At 38.2% G+C, this 19,185-nt stretch carries 12 protein-coding genes; 5 read left to right on the plus strand and 7 right to left on the minus strand.

The window, feature by feature from the left end; genetic code table 11:
* Positions 1 to 202 precede the first annotated feature (202 nt).
* From guaD to solA, 3 genes are all read left to right on the plus strand, one after another.
* A complete protein-coding gene (gene guaD / locus ACFVT8_RS09620; RefSeq protein ID WP_387080370.1) occupies positions 203 to 1,570 on the plus strand; it encodes a guanine deaminase in 1,368 nt (455 codons plus the stop codon).
* A 40-nt stretch (positions 1,571 to 1,610) separates the two neighbouring features.
* Complete coding sequence (locus tag ACFVT8_RS09625) at positions 1,611 to 2,960, plus strand: uracil-xanthine permease family protein (protein ID WP_387080368.1); 1,350 nt, start codon at positions 1,611 to 1,613, stop codon at positions 2,958 to 2,960.
* A gap of 123 nt (positions 2,961 to 3,083) precedes the next feature.
* On the plus strand, positions 3,084 to 4,202 hold the full coding sequence (gene solA, locus ACFVT8_RS09630; protein ID WP_387080366.1) for an N-methyl-L-tryptophan oxidase: 1,119 nt from the start codon (positions 3,084 to 3,086) through the stop codon (positions 4,200 to 4,202).
* An 87-nt stretch (positions 4,203 to 4,289) separates the two neighbouring features.
* Here solA and ACFVT8_RS09635 read toward each other — a convergent pair whose 3' ends face one another.
* The 7 genes from ACFVT8_RS09635 to rpoN all read right to left on the minus strand — a co-directional run bounded on the left by ACFVT8_RS09635 (position 4,290) and on the right by rpoN (position 16,617).
* Positions 4,290 to 6,269, minus strand: a complete 1,980-nt coding sequence (locus tag ACFVT8_RS09635) for a hydantoinase B/oxoprolinase family protein (protein ID WP_387080364.1) — start codon at positions 6,267 to 6,269, stop codon at positions 4,290 to 4,292.
* 23 nt (positions 6,270 to 6,292) lie between these two features.
* Entirely contained in the window at positions 6,293 to 8,317 is a 2,025-nt protein-coding gene (locus ACFVT8_RS09640; protein WP_387080362.1) for a hydantoinase/oxoprolinase family protein, read from the minus strand.
* Positions 8,318 to 8,507: 190 nt separating this feature from the next.
* Positions 8,508 to 9,905 carry an aldehyde dehydrogenase family protein gene (locus tag ACFVT8_RS09645; RefSeq protein WP_387080360.1) on the minus strand — a complete coding sequence of 466 codons (1,398 nt, stop codon included), beginning with the start codon at positions 9,903 to 9,905 and terminating at the stop codon, positions 8,508 to 8,510.
* Positions 9,906 to 9,942: 37 nt separating this feature from the next.
* Positions 9,943 to 11,271, minus strand: a complete 1,329-nt coding sequence (locus ACFVT8_RS09650) for an aminotransferase family protein (RefSeq protein ID WP_387080359.1) — start codon at positions 11,269 to 11,271, stop codon at positions 9,943 to 9,945.
* 497 nt (positions 11,272 to 11,768) lie between these two features.
* Positions 11,769 to 13,415, minus strand: a complete 1,647-nt coding sequence (locus ACFVT8_RS09655; RefSeq protein WP_387080357.1) for a sigma-54 interaction domain-containing protein — start codon at positions 13,413 to 13,415, stop codon at positions 11,769 to 11,771.
* Positions 13,416 to 13,573: 158 nt separating this feature from the next.
* Entirely contained in the window at positions 13,574 to 14,989 is a 1,416-nt protein-coding gene (locus ACFVT8_RS09660; RefSeq protein ID WP_387080355.1) for an amino acid permease, read from the minus strand.
* A 290-nt stretch (positions 14,990 to 15,279) separates the two neighbouring features.
* The gene (gene rpoN / locus ACFVT8_RS09665; RefSeq protein ID WP_387080353.1) at positions 15,280 to 16,617 is read right to left on the minus strand and encodes an RNA polymerase factor sigma-54; all 1,338 of its coding nucleotides are present in this window, start codon (positions 16,615 to 16,617) and stop codon (positions 15,280 to 15,282) included.
* Positions 16,618 to 16,949: 332 nt separating this feature from the next.
* On the opposite strand from rpoN, the gene ACFVT8_RS09670 reads away from it, so the two are divergent.
* Both ACFVT8_RS09670 and ACFVT8_RS09675 read left to right on the plus strand, forming a co-directional pair.
* The gene (locus ACFVT8_RS09670; RefSeq protein ID WP_387080351.1) at positions 16,950 to 18,104 is read left to right on the plus strand and encodes an acyl-CoA dehydrogenase family protein; all 1,155 of its coding nucleotides are present in this window, start codon (positions 16,950 to 16,952) and stop codon (positions 18,102 to 18,104) included.
* Positions 18,101 to 19,177 carry an acyl-CoA dehydrogenase family protein gene (locus tag ACFVT8_RS09675; RefSeq protein WP_387080350.1) on the plus strand — a complete coding sequence of 359 codons (1,077 nt, stop codon included), beginning with the start codon at positions 18,101 to 18,103 and terminating at the stop codon, positions 19,175 to 19,177. The genes ACFVT8_RS09670 and ACFVT8_RS09675 overlap by 4 nt, the downstream gene beginning before the upstream one ends.
* Positions 19,178 to 19,185 lie beyond the last annotated feature (8 nt).

Raw genomic sequence — 19,185 nt, forward strand, 5'->3', positions numbered from 1 at the left:
CATGATATACGTCTTACAAAAATCATCCTAACTTTTAGCGATGATTCATCTCAATGCTTGTATAAGCTGTAAAAAAATAGTGAAACCTGCTCAAAAAACCTACATCACTTGCATTAATATTCGTTTTTTTATAGACGAAGCAGTTTAAATGACCTATAATAATTCGTGCATTCATTAATAAACGAACATTAAGGTGGTTTTTATGGCTGAATATACGTTAATTTTCAAAGGAACAGCTTTTACAAGTAAGTCTCCTACTGAAGTACAAATTTTAAAGGATTATTTATTCTTCATTAATGCTGATGGAATGATTGAGAAAACAATAGCTCCAGAGCATGCAGATTATCAAAATCTACTAAATACATATCAGCATCAAGAAAATTTTCATCAATTAGCTCATGGACAATATTTCTTCCCAGGCTTTGTCGATTTGCATGTACATGCTCCACAATGGGCACAAGCTGGAACTGCATTAGATATTCCTCTTTATGACTGGCTGAACACATACACCTTCCCTATCGAATCCAAATTCTCCGATTTAGAGTTTGCACAAGAGGTCTATGAAGATTTAGTAAGTACTCTTCTTGCCAATGGAACGACTACATCGCTCTATTTTGCAACTGTCCATAAAGAAGCCAGCCTGCTATTAGCGAAAATTTGCGCTGAAAAAGGCCAACGTGGTCTAGTTGGGAAAGTTGTGATGGATGATCCTGAACAAAATCCAGACTATTATCGAGATGCAAATACTCAAACTGCACTAAAAGATACAGAAGAATTTATTTTAGCTGTGAAAGAATTAGCAAAATCAACGAAACAAGGTGTTTATCCCGTTGTAACACCACGCTTTATTCCAAGCTGTACAGACGATGCTTTAAAAGGTTTAGGAGAATTAGCTGCTAAATACGATACACATGTCCAGTCACATTGTAGCGAAAGTGATTGGGAGCATGGCTACGTAAAGGAACGATTTAAGAAAAATGATGCCTTTGCCTTACATGATTTTGGGCTATTAGGCGATAAATCTGTAATGGCACATTGCAATTTCTCAAATGATGATGATGCACAGTTATTTGCTGAAACAGGCACAGCAATTGGTCATTGTCCAATTTCCAATGCTTATTTTGCAAATAGCGTCATTCCAATTGCCCGCTTCCATGCAAAAGGCGTAGATATCGGATTAGGGTCAGATATTTCTGGCGGTTTCTCCCCTAGTCTATTCGATAATGCTAGACAAGCAGTCATGTCATCTAGAATGCTTGAAGACGGTGTCGATACATCTCTTTCTGCAGAAAAACGTGGTGTCCCAAATTCACGTCTTACGATTAACGAAGCATTTTATTTAGCAACAGCAGGTGGCGGAGAAAGCTTAAGCCTACCTATTGGTCGATTACAAGAAAACTTTACATGGGATGTACAAATCATCGATACTAACATACCTACTGCAAAACTTCCTATTTTTGATAGCAAGGAAGATTTACAGGATATCTTCCAAAAAATTATGTATCTTGTGCGTCCTGAAAATATCCGTGAAGTTTGGGTACAAGGAAATAAGGTTCACGCTAGAGCATAAATAAAAATTCTAAATTTACAATTTTGAGGTGTACATCTTAGTGGAAACGCAACATAACAAATTTGCTAACGATAAAATGAAAACTCAGCAGTTAACAGTTTTACCAGATGAAAAGGTATCACTCGGCCAATCCTCCCTACTTGGTTTACAGCACGTCATGGCGATGGATGTCTACGTAGTGCCGTTTTTAATTGCCATGTTAATCGGTTTACAATCTGGCCAATCAAGCGCATTGATTCAATCAACTTTCATTGCGGCCGGGATTGCAACGATCATTCAAACTCACTTTTGCATGAAGCTACCGATCGCACAAGGTCCTTCATATGTTCCAATCGGTGCCATTGTAGGTATTTATGCAGCGAGTGGTAGTGGCGATCTTGGATGGAGTACTGTGCTAGGAGCAAGCCTAGTCGGCGCTATCTTAGTTATTATTTTAGGCTATACAGGTATTTTCAACAAAATCGTGAAAACTTTCATTCCGCCAATTGTCGGAGGGACAATTATCTTTGTGGTTGGTCTTTCATTAATGCCTGTAGGTTTAAGTGATAATATTTTTAATGCGGCAGGTGCAACCATTAACCAAAACATCTATTTAGCTTTAATTTCAGCTGTCGTTCTAATCCTTTGCGTTATGCTAGGTTCTGTCTTCAAAAAAGGCCGCGTATTTCGTATCGCTTCAGTAATCATTGCTTTAATTGCGGGCTGTATTGCCGCAAATTTTATTGGCGTTTTAGATTTATCAGCAGTGTCACAAGCAAAATGGTTTAGTATGCCTCAAATTCCATTTACAGATTTCAGCTTCACGTTTAATTTTTCTGCCATCATTACAATGGTGATTATTTATATCGTCTTAATGGCAGAAACAACAGGTACATGGTTTGCAGTGAGTAATGTTATCGATAAACCATTAACTGATAAACAAATTAATCGCGGTGTGATTGGCGAAGGAATTGGTTGTTTCATTGCATCATTACTAGGCTCAACTCCTGTCACTGGCTATTCAACAAATGCAGGTGTGATATCGATCACAGGTATTGCAAGTCGTCGTGTTTTTATTGCTGCAGGTTTTTGGTTTATTTTATTCGGATTCTCTGGAAAATTAGCTGCTCTTATTTCTGCTATACCTTCAGCAGTTATTGGTGGTGTATTCGTTATCGTTTGTGGCATTATTGCAATCAGTGGTCTACAAGTAATGAAAAATGAACACATCGGTGAAAAAGAAATGTATGTAATCGCAGTACCGGTGATTTTAACATTAGCCTTAACATTACTTCCAAAAGATTTCTTATATTCATTACCAACAACCGTTCAATACTTATTCGGCTCTCCAATAGCAACAGCTGCTATAGTAGCCATATTGTTAAACAAAATATTGCCTAGTACTAAATAGCCTTTTAAGTCAATGCACAAACTCCTATTGAGATTGTGCATTCTCTTATTTGAAATATTTTCTGAAATTTCTGTCCAATATTCTTATATTTTGTTATACTAGAGCAAAAAAGTAGGGATTAAAATGATATACGATGTGATTGTAATTGGTGCAGGATCAATGGGGATGGCAGCGGGCTATAATATAGCAAAAGCTGGAAAAAATGTCTTGATGCTCGATGCCTTTGATCCTCCTCACGCAGAAGGTAGTCATCATGGGGAAACAAGAATTATTCGTTTTGCGTATGGTGAAGGAGCTAGCTATGTACCTTTCGTCAAAAGAGCAGGTGAATTATGGAAAGAGCTTGAAGCGTTAACAGGTGAAGCATTATTTTTACAAACAGGTGTAATAAATGTCGGAGAAGAGACCCATCCTTTTATTCAAAATGTGAAAACAAGTGCTAGCCTCTATGAATTAGCATTAGAGCAGTATTCTGCGGCTGAGGCAATGAAAAAATGGCCTGGATTATCCTTACCTGAAAACTTTGTTGCTTGCTTTGAGCCTACTGCTGGTGTACTTCGTGTAGAGGCCTGCATTAGTGCTTATAAAAAATTAGCCATTGAGGCAGGAGCAACCTTACATACAAATGAAAAAGTGCAGCACATCAAAGCTGGCGAAATTATTCGTGTCCAAACAGCAAATAATATATACGAAGCTAAACATTTAATTGTGACAGCTGGTGCTTGGACAACTGAGTTACTACAAACAATGGACATCGCCATCCCTGTAACACCGACGCGAAAAACATTTGCATGGTTTGAGGCTGATGAGCAGCTTTATCATGAAGATATTTTCCCGACCTACTGTTTTGAATTTGCTGATTCCATGTACTATGGTTTTCCTAGTATTGATGGAGCTGGCCTGAAGCTTGGCAGACACGATGGCGGTGAGGCTATCAATCCAAACGATCCGCTTCGCCCATTCGACGAACAGGATGCTATAGATTTACAAAACTTTATCAATCGTTTTATGCCTGAGCACGGTGCATTGAAATTCGGAAAAACATGCAAGTATTCCATGACTCCAGATGAAGATTTCATTATTGATTTTTTACCTGAGCATCGAAATATTGTCATTGCAGCTGGCTTCTCAGGGCACGGTTTTAAATTTAGTAGTGCTGTTGGTGAAGTGCTAGCGGATTTAACTCTTAATGGAGAATGCAATCAGGATTTATCACTCTTTAAGCTAAATCGTTTTTATTAACATGAAAAAAACTATCAACGAGAACTTTTATTTTACAAGTCTTCCTTGATAGTTTTTATTTTAGAAAGAAGCTGAATTATTTGATGTTTATCCCCAATATGCCAAAGAACGTTTCTTCATCGCTTCTCGGTATTGCTCTGTTGAAATTGACAATGCTTTATTTGTTTCATAATCCATAATGACACCATATTTACGAACAACATCCATATGATTAATTTCACCTTTGTTATACATCTGCTCAACTTCTATTGGATCTGTTTCCAACCATCTATGGCGATTTTTGCGAATATAATCGCGTTCTTTTAATGTAGCAGCCATATCAATTTCGAAGACATCCAAATCACGGTCAATTTCATGGATGACTACGCCATAATCAAGCTTTGCTCGCTCAAGCGAAACATATTCATCTATCACGTCCTCTAAAACAGCGTTTATATCTCGTGTTAATGGGTCACCTAAGCCACCGCCTCCAGCTGATGGACGTGTAAAGGAATCTCCATTCTTCAGCTCGACATTGGAGAAGATCGTGCCTAAAAATTTTTCATCCTTTTTGTTTGGATTTAAAATAGCCCCCTGTGCGATAGAAGGTAAGCCGCCCATAATCCCCCATGTAATGGAGCGAGAACGATCACAACAATAGGACATCACCGTTTGGATTACATCCGTTAAAGCTCCTCCCTTTTCTACACCACAACCACCACGGTATTTACCCGGACCAGCTGAATCTATAATGATTTCATGCTGCGTTGTAACAACTGGCGACAGACGCTCTTGCCCTTCGCATGGTTGAACACTCAAACCTACCCCGAACACCGGCGAGGTAGTATTTGCACCATCACGGTTAATACGCCCGCCATGTCCACCAGCCATCCAGTCATACCACATAAAATATTCACTACTATCTCCCCGCTGATCATATCCACCTATTAATAAATACTCTAAATTAAATGAACATGCGATAGCGCGTTCAGGCATAATATTTGACCATAATTCGAAGCATGCATTCATAATTTTTTCAAACGCGCCTGAACAATAGCCAGAGACAGCTACTGGGCTAGGTGCGTTAACGACTGAGTTTTCGGGTAGGATTATATTTACAACACGATAAAAACCTGAGTTCAGCGGAATCTCTGGGAAAAATGTTTTGGTTCCTGCATAAGTACCGGAAAGTGCTGATCCAAAGCCCGCATTTAAGAAACAACTAATATAAGGATGTGAATCGCTTAAATCATAAGCTATTTCATTCTCAGTAATAGTCATTTTCACACGAATTGGGATGAGGCCATCTCCTAATTGTGGATCCATATCGATATAGTCCACCGTTTCCCATTGTCCTTTTGGTAAAGCTTTAATTTTCGCTCGCATTAATCTCTCTACATAATTTTGGACTTCCTCAAAAGCTACTAACACTGTATTTATGCCGTACTTTTCTATCATTTCCTGAAGCTGCTTCTCTCCAACTTTCGCCGCTTCCACTTGAGACCTTAAATCTCCGATACGTTCTTCCGGAATGCGCATATTCATGACAATAATCTTCACAACATCTGTTAAATATTGACCTTTACTATAAATGCGGACAGGTGGGATACGAAGCCCTTCCCCGTAATGTTCCTTAGCTGTAATATCAAAGGAACCTGGATTAGAGCCACCGACATCTGCCCAGTGACCATTTGTTTGCATGAGTGCAATTAGTTTATCATCATGGAACACTGGTAAAATTACACGCACATCACTGAAATGTGTTCCTCCACGATAAGGATCATTTACTAAAAATACATCTCCTGGATGAATGTCATCAGCGAAATCTTCTAAGACAGCTTTGGCAGTTAAATGTAATGTCCCTACATGTACAGAAATATCTTGAGTTCCCTGCATAATAGTATTCCCTTGTGCATCGCATAATGCACAGCTGAAGTCTCGATTATAAATGACAAACGAGTAGCAAGTACGCAGCATTTGTTCAGCCATTTGATCGACTAAATTCACAAAGCCGTTTTTTAACACTTCAAATGTTACTGGGTCTAAATTTTGGACCTTTTGATTTGTCTCCAATTTAGTTGTACTCATAGCCAATTCCTCCTTATCGCGTATTAGTTCACCGTAATAATAATATTTTTATAGGCATCTACTTCCGCAGTAAATCCTGGTGGAATAACAGTCGTCGTATCCAGCTGATCGATAATAGCTGGACCTGCAAATTGTGTATAAACAGGTATTTTATCTCGATTATATACGTTGGTTTCAATATATTTACCCTCAAAATAAACAGGGCGCGTTTCCTTAAAAGCATCTTCCAATGACCCTTCAGTGGCATATCGCGGGAAATTAGGCTTTGGTACTGTGCCTATAGCCGTTACACGTAGGCCAAATATTTCTACGGTCTGATCCTTATCAGAAAATGCAAATTCTCGTTCATGTTCTTTATGGAATGCTTCCAAAATAGCATCTAAGGAAGTTATTTGATCGGTTACAGGAACAGCTAGAGATCGCCATTGTCCCTTATAACGAAGGTCAATATAATTTGTTAATGTTGATGTATTTTCTGCAATTCCTTCCTCTTCTAATAACTCTCTTGCCTCTTGTCGTAATTCTTTAAACTGATTTGTCAGTCCCTCTGCACTTACTTCATCTAGTTTTTTCACATACGTTTTAGAAATATCATGACGGACATCTACAAGTAAGCACCCCATTGCCGCGGCTACACCTGGATGTGTAGGAATAATGACTTTTGGGATGTTTAAATCTTTTGCCAAATAGGCACCATGTAATGGTCCCGCACCACCAAAAGCTACAAGTGCAAAATCACGAGGATCATAACCTCTCCGTACCGATATTAATCGTACTGCATCACTCATATTGGCATTTGCAACTTCTATAATGGCACTTGCTGCTTCCTCAACCGTTTGATCGAATGCATTTGCTATATTTTTTACTGCCACTCTTGCTGTGTCTTTGTTTAAATGCATCGTCCCATCTAACAAATCCACACCTAAACGTCCTAGCACTAAATTTGCATCCGAGTTAGTGGGCTCAGTGCCTCCTCGACCATAGCAAGCTGGACCTGGTACTGCCCCTGCACTTTGAGGTCCATTTCGTAAAGAACCGCCTTCATCTTTCCAAGCGAGGCTACCTCCACCGGCTCCTATTGTTAATATTTCAATGCTCGGGAAACCAATTGGATAGCCATATTCTATAGACCAATCCTTTGTGATTCGTATATCCCCCTTATACATCAGTGAAATATCAGTACTTGTACCACCCATATCTAAGCCAATTGCATTGTCAAATCCGCATAACTTTGCGATATGCTTGCTTGCGATTGCACCAGCAGCTATTCCGGAACTTGCCAATCTAGCAGCATAGCGGGGAACTGTGCTTGAAGTCATGACACCACCACCAGAATGTAATACTAATATTTCATCGTCATAGCCCTTTTTCTGCATTTCATCGCTTAACTTACTAATGTAATTACTCATAATCGGCCCAAGAACAGCATTAATAATCGTTGTACTCATTCGCTCATGCTCAAAAATTTCCGGAAGCACCTCACTTGAAATACAAACATAGATATCCGGTAATTCCTCTTTTAAAATTTTTTTGACCTTCGCCTCATTTTCCCCGTTCACGTAGGCATTGATGAAGCACACTGCAATGGATTCTGTTCCTCGTCGTTTTAATTTTTTGGCTAATAAACGAATTTCCTCTTCATCAATAACCTGAAGAATATTTCCTTCATAATCTATTCGTTCTGTCACTTCAAATCGATCCCGTCGCTGAATATAAGGCTTAGCAGTATCTTTATATGTGTCCCAAATATCTTCTTTCGTTCCCCGGCGAATTTCGATGACATCTCTAAAGCCCTTTGTCGTAATAAGAGCTGTTTTTGGCAGCTTGCGCTCAATTAACGCATTCGTTCCAACTGTTGTGCCATGAGAAAAAATTTTAATATCCTTACCATTTAATGCTGCTTTTTCTACTCCATTTAAAATTCCTTGCTCTGGATTTGAAGGTGTAGACGACGTTTTTGTGACGAATACTTCTCCCGTCTCTTCATTAAAAACAAATACATCCGTAAACGTTCCACCGACATCAATTGCTAAACGACTTTGTGCCATAGCTCTACCTTCTTTCTTTTAATTAATTTAAAACCACAATTTCTTTGTATAAAGTCAATGCCTCGAGCAGATGCCCCAGATTTTTTACAAGCTATTGCGTACAATTCAGAAAATCTGGGCCATTACACCGAGGCATATGTGACGTATATTTTTTTATTTTCTATTCTAAATTTCTTTCAATATAAACTTTCTACTCACTTTTTGTGCCAATCGTTATTGTTTTATACGTTGTAAAGAACTCTTTCGCAGCTTGCCCCTGCTCACGAGCACCGGTACTTGAGTTTTTCATTCCTCCAAACGGTGCTTGAGGCTCTGCTCCACCCGTTTCATCGTTAACCTGCACTAGTCCAACCTCACTACGGTTAATAAAATCAAATGCTTTCGGAATGTTATTTGTATAAATAGAAGCACTCAATCCAAAATTAGAATCATTCGATAATCGAATCGCCTCTTCATAATCTTTTACTTTGATAACCGCTAAAACTGGTCCAAAAATCTCTTCATGGGCAATCGACATATCATGTGTTACATTCGTAAAGATTGTTGGATCAATATAGTATCCTTCTAACATATCTTTTGTAGGACCACCGCCAAATACTAGCTCTGCTCCCTCAACTTTTGCTTTCTCGATGGCGGATAATATAGAATCATATTGTCCTTTAGATGACACAGGCCCCATCGTGACACCAACTTCAATTTTTTTAGCTTCTTCAATTAACAGCTCTACTACTTTTTCATAAACTGCTTCCTCAATATAAACTCGACTAGTAGCTGTACAACGCTGTCCTGTTTGTTTCATCGCACCTTCAATCGTTAATTTTGCAGCTTGATTAATATTCGCATCAGCTAAAATGATTGCTGCATTTTTGCCTCCAAGTTCGAGCTGAATTTTTTTATTAGTTGCTCCAGCTGTATCTAAAATACTTTGCCCGACACTGTTTGAGCCTGTAAATGTTATCGCCTTTACTTCAGGTGCCTCCAATAATACCTGCCCTACCTTAGAACCGCGGCCTTGCACGACATTTAACACGTTTTTCGGTAAGCCTGCTTGTTGAAATAATTCGCCAATTAATTTACCGGTTAAAGCGCTTTCAATAGATGGTTTCCAAACAACTGTATTGCCGTACACTAATGCAGGTGCAATTTTCCATAGAGGAATAGCGACAGGAAAATTCCAAGGAGTTATGGCGGCAACGACACCAAGTGGCACCCTCATTGTGTACAATAATTTTGCTTCATTGGCGGAAGGTAACACTTCACCTGTTGCGCGCATCCCTTCTTGTGCAAAATAACGTAAAATGGAAGCGCCACGTTTAACTTCACCAAGCATTTCATTTTTCGTTTTACCCATTTCATTCGAAGCTACTTCAGCTACTTTATCAATATTTTTCTCAAGCAGGTCTGCTGTCACACGTAAAATTTCTCCACGTGCAACAGAGGTCGTATTTTTCCAACCTTCAAATGCTTCCTGAGCTGCAACGATAACGTCTTTCGTTTCATCTATTGTCAAAAGCTCAACTTGACCTATACATTGAGATGGTTTCGCTGGATTAAACTGTTCTCGTATTTCTCTTACGATAGTTGTCATAAAACTCCTCCTTTAAATAATAATCGCTTCGTTGACATTACTCTTTTTCAACAATTGTTTTACGTATATGCTCAAATGTCTCGTCTAAAATACGTAACATTTCATCTAACTCTACTTTTGATAGAATGAGAGGTGGAGAAAAGACAACTGTATCTTGATCGTACGTAACCGTACGTAAAATCAATCCTCGTTTCATCGTTTCTTGTACAAAAATCGGACTAAGAGGAGACTCAAACAATTCACCCGTCTCACGGCTCTTCACTAATTCAATAGCTCCAAGTAATCCAAGAGTACGCACGCGTCCTATAAAGCTATATTTTTCTTGCAGTGCTCGGAATCCTTCTAACATGGCATTTCCCATGTTTGCAGCATTTTCAACGAGATTTTCACGTTCAAGGATTTCTATATTTTTCAACCCAACTTGACAAGCGAGTGCATGACCGCTGTAAGTATATCCGTGCATTAATGTTCCTTTAGAAAGCTCGCAAAAATCTTGATGAAGCTTTTCGGATATCGCCACACCACCAAGTTGAACATACCCACTTGAAACTCCTTTTGCGAATGACATCATATCTGGCACTACACCGTAATGCTCCATACCGAAAAATTTACCTGTACGACCAAACCCGGTAATGACTTCATCTGCAATGAATAAAATACCGTACTCATCACAAATTTTTCGCACTTCTTTAAAGTAATCTTTTTGTGGAATATTAACCCCACCTGCACCTTGCACAGGTTCAGAAATAAATGCTGCCACAGTCTCAGGGCCTAACGCTTCAACAGTTTCACGTAAATTACGTACGGATTCGCTGTATACATAGTGGAAATCAGGTGCGTGCGAATTCGTAAAGTCACGAAATGCTTGCAAGCCTGTCGCATTTGTAGCCCCCATAGCTACACCATGGTATGAATGGGTACGTGAAATAATTTTTTGGCGATTTGGCTGCCCTTTTAGTAACCAGTAATGACGTGCTAATTTAATCGCTGTATCGTTTGACTCTGAACCGCCTGAAGTGAAAAATACAGTGTTTAAGTCTCCCGGCGTTAAAGAAGCAATTTTCGTCGCTAAACGAATAGCTGGCTCATTGCTAAATGATGCGAAGCAGGAACTAAATGCTAATGTAGCTATTTGCTCCTTCGCCACTTCAGCAATTTCTTTACGACCATGCCCAATATTTACATTCCATAAAGAAGACATCCCATCAATGTAAATATTTCCTTCTATATCTTTTAAATAAATGCCATTGCCCTCTGTAAAAATGGCTGCTGGCCCTTGTGTTTGTTGTTGCTCAATCGACGTTGTTGGGTGTAAAAAATGTTTTTGATCTAACGTTTTTAACTCTTCTTTTAGTTGAACTGTCATAAATACCAACCTCTTTCCGTTTAAAATTTCATTCATTTTTTTAGTAGCAATTCTCATGCCAACTGAAGAAAAAAATTCTTTTAACGAAAAAATATTGCCTTATTGCCATAACGTGGGGTTGATTTCCGTTCCGATTGGGCGCTTTCCTGGGGGCGTCCGATGAGCCGCTTCACTCGCGTTGCTCGCTCCAGGGTCTCATCTGTGACGCTAATCCCCAAGGAGTCGCCCAATCTCCACTCCAATCAACTTATATACATGGCGTACGTTTTAACAAATATCATACTAAAATTTTAGTGGTGAATCGTTATTGTTGCTTTACAAAAACTACTCAAAAAGAAAAAGAGACGCTTTCTTGTTTGAAAATGTCCCTTTTCTTCTACATCAATTAAATTAAAATATTAATGATGCATTCCATCATTTTCTTTGTATTTATTAGCGAGCATTGCGATATTACAACTTATTGTGCATGAATGAAATTTTGATGCAAAAATACATCACTAATCCTCATATGAAATTTGTTTCGTTAATTGGAATTTTTGTATTTTACGTACTAATGTTGACTGATCACAGCCAAGTGATTTAGCAGCTTGCCTGATACTTGGAAATTTAGATAGAGCCTCTTTAATAATCTGCTTTTCAAACGAAGCTACTTGCTCCTTTAAAGTACCACTAAACTTCGCGGATACAACTTGTTCCTGGATGCTTTGTATTTTCACTGGATCTTCTTGATCACGTATAATAGTTGGGTTACTATCTAACTCTTGTTGCACAATATAAGCTGTTATTTCTGGCTGCGTTGCTAGTAAGCAAATACGCTCTACCATATTTTTAAGTTGACGTACATTTCCTGGCCAATCATAAAACTCTAATATTTTCATCGCAGATGACTCAATTGTCCGATGGATACCATATTTTTCTTCAACAATGGCTAAAAAATGATTAACTAGAGGGATAATATCTTGCCGACGATATCTTAAAGGAGGAATTTCAATCGGAATAATATTTAACCGATAATATAAATCCTCACGAAAATTACCTTGTCTCACCATATCCGCTAAATTTCGGTTTGTCGCAGCGATTATGCGCACATCAATAGGAAAAGGCCTTCCACTACCTAGACGCTGAACCTCTGATTCTTGAAGCACACGTAATAATTTCGCCTGTAGTAATAAGGGCATCTCTCCTATTTCATCTAAAAAAACTGTACCACCAGATGCAATCTCAAATAACCCTGCCTTACCACCTCTTAATGCACCTGTAAATGCTCCTGCCTCATAGCCAAAAAGTTCAGATTCTAATAAATTCTCAGGGATTGCGCTACAGTTAATCGTTAATATTTGCTTATTGTGACGACGGCTATTTGCATGAATAAGCTTTGTAATCTCTTCTTTACCTACGCCTGATTCACCACCAATTAATACAGTTGAGTCTACCTCTGCAACTCTCATAACACGCTTTACAACCTGCATCATTGCGGAAGATACAGCTATTAAACTACTTTTTGTTGTTTCTTTACTATGTAAGGCATGTAGCTTATTTTTAAAGTTCTCATTTTGAACTTCTAATTTTTTTACTTCTTTCTCTAACAGTTTTAATTGTGTCATATCACGTGTAATTGCTACTACGTATTGTAATTCACCGTCTTCATCAAATATTGGCTTACCTGAAACTAAAAAGCATTTGCCATTTATAAACGTCTGCAAAATAGTTACTTTTTCTTTTGATTCAATTACTTTCATCGAAATGGAGTCGCTCATTAATCCTTCGGCGATTACGTCTTGCGCATATCTCCCCATTAAATCAATGCCTACAATTTCAATATCAATATCATTTTGGAATAAAATTTTGCCATCGCTATCACATACTGTAACGCCATCGGATATGGAGTTTAATACTTTAATTGACAATGGGTTCATAAAGTCAATATAGCTATACTGCATGAATGGTTTGACATGAAATAAGCTACCTTGCGAAGTCTCTATTACATGAATGGAATACCCTTCAGCCTCAAAGGTTTCTATTCCTTTACTATATTTTTTAATTATTTTTTCAAGAAGCTCTAATTGGATATCACTTTTAATCATTACTTCCTCATTTTCTACAATAAAAAAATGTTCCTCTTTATGAAGTTCAGTTATCGACATATAGATCACTTCCTCTCGAACTTAAAAAAACTTTATACATTCATACAAAAAAAATTCGCTACTTTCTACGGGGCATCTGTAAGTCTAAAAGATGTTAAAGTATCCTTTGACTTGATATCTAGCAGAAATATCGCGAATTTTTTGTATTTTATAGTATTCTACTCTGATGCTAGCTTTTCCTCTATTTGCTTTGCTGGTCTTGTCGACAGCTTCCGCATAATCATGAACAACACAACTGAGCCAATTAATACAAATGTACTCAAATAGAATTGTGAACGTAAAGATTCGATGAGGGCTTGGCATAAATAAACGACTGTTAAAATTCCAATTGTTACATACGATAAATATGGAAATAGCCACATTCTAATCGATAATGGTTCATCTGAAACTTTGTCGTAATAACGGCGGAAACGAATTTGTGAAATAGCTATAAAAATATAAACGGCAATCATTAATCCCCCAACGCAATTACCTAAAAAGTAGAAAATTACTTCAGGTGAAATGAAGTATAGCATCGCACAAATATACGCTACTACTGTACTACCAATAACAGCTGGTACAGGCACACCGCGACGATTTTTAATGTGCGAGAATATTTTTGGTGCATCGCCTTGACGCGACATTTCAAGTAACATCCGTGAGCTTGTATAAAGAGCAGAATTTAAAACAGAGATGAGTGAAATAAAAATGACTATTTGAATAAGTTGAGCAGCAATCGGAAGCCCTGCCATCGTTAAAATATTTGCATAAGGCGCTGCCAACATTTTTGAATCATTCCAAGGGATAATTAAAACCATAATGGCTACTGAACCTACAAAAAATAAACCTAAACGAAAGACAACGTTGCGAATGGCGCGGACAATATTTCTCGCAGGATTTTCAGACTCTGCTGCCGCGATGGCTGCAACCTCAGCACCACAAATGGAGAATATAACAAAGACAATTGCCGTAAAAATCGGGACAATACCATTTGGTGCAAATCCACCGAGTTCCGTTAAAATACCTAATCCCTTCGGTTCATAATTTGGCCAAATCCCTAAAATCATAGCTAAACCAACTACTAAAAATACAGCGATAGCCGTAACTTTAACGAAGGACAGCCAATATTCGAATTCGCCAAATGATTTTACTGAATAAATATTAACAATTGTCATCAATAATGTTACGCCTACGCTTCCGAGCCATGTTGGTACCATCGGGAACCAATTATGCAGCATTCCCCCTATGAGTGCTGCTTCTAATCCCACAATAAATACCCAGCTTGCCCAATAAAGCCAGCCTACTGTAAACCCTGCCCATGGGCCAATATATTTCCCTGCATAGGAAGCAAATGAGCCTAGCTCTGCCGAACCTCCTGATTTCTTTCCTAATACTATTTCACCTGACGCCATTTCCCCAACCATTTGCATGATCAGAACTATGAGTAAGCATGCAATCGCATATGAAATCACCGCCGCAGGACCGGTACTTAAAATATTTTTTCCTGTCCCTACGAAGAGCCCTGTACCAATAACTCCCCCAATGGAGATCATTGTAATATGCCGTGTTTTCAATGATTTTTGCAAAGCCCCCATTAAACCACCCCTTTTGTGTTTTATGTAGACATTTACTAGCCCCTTTCCTCTACATCAATGTCTACCGTTTAATGAGCAATTCTGATGCCAAACCTAATCATTTATTGAAAATTTCAAAAAATTATTAATTCGTACATTTATTGTTGTTATCTAAAACAAAGATTGTTGATGACAATTTATAAAACGCTTTACGTTACGTTGAGGAGCCTTTACAAAAATCTATGAATTTTGTATATGCCATTTTAAAACTTTGATGCAAAAATACATCAATAACAGTTTATTTACATCACCTATCCATATACTCGATTAAATGAACTCATAATATTCATTTCTTCCCTGTACTTCGCTACTGTCCGTCTGGATATTTGGATACCTTCAGCACTTAAAGTATTTGTAAGCTGCTGATCAGTTAAAGGCTTCTGTCTATCCTCTCCCTCAATCAACTGTTTGAGCCGCTTTTTAATATACATGATAGAATCCATTTTTCCAGAAATATTCATTACTCCTTTTGTAAATAGCGATTGGAAAGCATACACACCATGAGAGGTCTTTATATATTTTCCACGCAAAGCTCGACTAATCGTTGATACATGAAGATTTAAAATGTCCGCCACATCTTTTAACCTCATAGGCTTCAATACCTCCATGCCTTTATGGAAAAAATCCTCTTGCAATTCCACTAGTAATCTAGCTAATTCGTACAGTGTTTTATCACGTTGTTCAATTCCTTGTAATAATAATAGAGCATCTTTCATTGTATCTTTAAAATACGTTTTACAATTAGGATCATTTTTTAGCATTTCCACATAATGTTTATCGATAGTTACAATCGGTAAATATCCACGATTTAATTTAATCAGCCATTCCTCTCCTAATCTTTCTACTTCTACTTCTGGCATGACATATGGAATCTCATCAAACTTATCTCCTGTCATCATTGGTTTTAAATTTTTTATATAATTGACAGTTTTCTTCACGTCATGTAGAGACGTTTTATACTTTTTACTTAATTGTTTAATAGCCTGTGCAGCCACTAACTCCAAATCCGTTTCGATAAATCGAGAGGCCAATTTTGGTGCAAACGCATCCCTGTCTACCTGAATAAGTAAGAACTCCTTATAATTACGTGCTCCTACCCCTACTGGCTCGAAAGTTTGCAATAAATCCAATAGTGCCTCTACATGCAAAACAGTTGTTTTACATTGATTAGCAACAATTTCTACATCGACATCTAAAAATAGACGCTCATCTAAAGATTGAATTAAAAACGTTAAGATTTTTAAATCTGCAGAAGATAGATTTTTATGCATAGGTACTTGTTCCAATAAAAACTGCTCATAGCTTTCTTTTACTGCAAGCTTCATTTCTATTGGGTTAAATAAATTATTTTCAGGCCCATAATATTGCGTGGAATAACTCTTATCGGAATAACTTGCTAATTGCATAATTTCCTCATATTGCATTTTTACCGTCGCATCCGTGACAACTAACAGTGGATTTTCGTTAGCCTTATCATAAATATACTGTTCTAGCTCATTTGTTGAATATTGCAGTATTTCCAAATGCTGTACTAATTGTGGTGATAACACTTGCATTATTTTTTGGGAAGTTTTGATAGCTAATTGCATACCCCATACCTCCATTACAGAATTTTCTACATAGTAACATGTTTATTCTGCATTTTTCCATTTTTTCATCTGAAATTTATTTTTATACATAGCTCATCAACAAAAGACTAGGAACGTGCCTTTTATAAGTTGATTGCCGTTCCAACTAACGTAGCCAGTCGGAACGGAAATCAACCTCACGTTTTTATGGGAAGTCTCGAACCTTTCTCTCTTTACTCGTTTAAATTTTCTAATAATTCCAAAAAAGTAATTGACTACAGTTATAAGTGATCTTAAAATACACATATACAATAATAGTTACCACATTACGGTAAAATTTAAGGAGTGATCAAATGTTTCATTTACCAACTGTGCAATTCACACAAGAGCAGGAGCAATTTCGCTTAGGTGTTCGAACGTTTCTACAGGATGAATTAACAAAAGGAACCTTCACGCCTAAATGTGACTCTTGGCTAAGTGGAGATGATCCTGAATTCTCAAAAATAATTGGTCAAAAGGGTTGGATTGGCTTAACTTGGCCTAAAAAATATGGGGGTCAAGAGAGGAGTACTATTGATCGATACATTTTAACGGAAGAATTTTTAGCTGTTGGTGCTCCGGTTGCTGCACATTGGTTTGCTGATCGCCAAACAGGACCACTTCTTTTACGGTATGGAACAGAAGAACAGCGAGAATATTTCTTGCCGAAAATCGTGAAAGGCGAATGCTACTTCGGCATAGGTTTAAGTGAACCAAATAGTGGCTCTGACCTCGCTTCGGTTAGCACACGTGCTGAAAAAGTAGAGGGAGGATGGATTGTCAACGGCCAAAAAATTTGGACGAGTAATGCACACCTTTGCCACTATATGGTGACTTTAGTACGAACTAGTCCTTTTGATGGAAAAAGTAAACATGCAGGGCTCAGTCAGTTGATTGTCGATTTACATGCAGAAGGTGTAACTGTAGTTCCTATTAAATTTCTTACTGGCGAGCATCATTACAACGAAGTGTTCTTTGACAATGTTTTTGTACCTGACAATATGATTGTTGGAGAGATCGGTAATGGCTGGGCTCAAGGATTAGCAGAGCTTGCCTTTGAGCGCAGTGGTCCAGAGCGAATATTGAGTACATTCCCATTAATCGATGAACTTATTCAAGAATTAAAGCGCCAAAACAATTTAGCAGGGTTACAGCAAGCGTCTAAAATAGTAGCTCGTCTTTGGGGTCTACGCAATTTGTCAATTGGAGTAGCCCAGCTTTTAGAATCAGGTAATAGTGATGACGTATCTATTCCTGCAGCACTTGTGAAGGCACTCGGTACGAAATTTGAGCAAAGTATTCCTGAAATCACACGCTTAATCGTACAGACCTATCCTACACTTGACGCGCATCGTAAAATTGATCGCTTTATGGCTGAATCCATTTTACATGCACCAGGTTTCACGATTCGAGGAGGTACTTCAGAAGTATTGTATGGCGTTGTAGCGAAAGGGGTTATAGCACAATGAGTGAAATGAAAGATATGATTCTTGATGTTGTAGAGCGCATGTTAAAAGAAAAAGTCGATAAAGAGTTAGTCGATACAGTGGAACAAGGTCATTGGGCACCAGAACTATGGGATCTGTTTAAAGAAAACGGTATGGCAGCTGTAGCCATTACAGAAGAAAATGGCGGTGCAGGTGGCGATATAGAGGATTTATTGAATATTGTTCGTTTAACTGGAAAATACGCTGCGCCGATTCCATTTGCAGAGACCACATTTGCAAATTATTTATTAGAGTTTACTAGTTTACAAGTAATTGAAGACTTGGCGACATATATGCTCTGCCCTAATCAAGCATTTACGTTAGAGAATGGCAAATTATCAGGAGAGGCTAGCCATATCCCCTGGGCACGTCATACAAAACACCTAGTGACACTTGCCTATAGCACGGAGGGTACACACCTTGTAGAAATAGATTTAAGCCCAGCTGAAATAAAGCTAGGGTCGAATTTAGCAGGCGAACCGCGTGATACCGTGATATTCCATCATGCTAAGGTTTCACAAATATCTGCTGTGTTGTCTCCTAACAAGATACACGCTATAACAACACTCAATACTGCTTTTCAATTAGCATTAATGACTGGTGCCGTCGATAAAATAAATGATTTAACTGTTCAATATACGAAAGAACGTGAGCAATTCGGTCGACCTATTCATCGCTTCCAGCTCGTTCAACAGCATATTGTGAATTTAGCAGGTGAAACGGCGATCGCTCTAGCTGCATTCAATAATGTAACGGAAGCCCTTCAGAAGAACAATCAAAATAGTGAGGTTGCTTACGCCAGCATTCGTTTCGAAGAAATTATTCAAGCAGTAACAACAATTGCGCATCAAGTACACGCTGCAATTGGTACAACACACGAGCATAGTTTGCATCAATTTACACGCAGACTTTGGTCATGGCGCGATGAAGGAGCTAGCACCTCTTATTGGACTAATTTGGTCGCAACACAGCTACTAGAAAATAGCGGAGATAGCCTATGGGGATATTTAACTTCGTTTAGTTCAAGTTCTCCGCTTCTCAAAGTGGAAGGATAGAGACGTCA

Source organism: Lysinibacillus sp. NPDC058147 (assembly GCF_042884205.1).
Classification (GTDB): Bacteria; Bacillota; Bacilli; order Bacillales_A; family Planococcaceae; genus Lysinibacillus.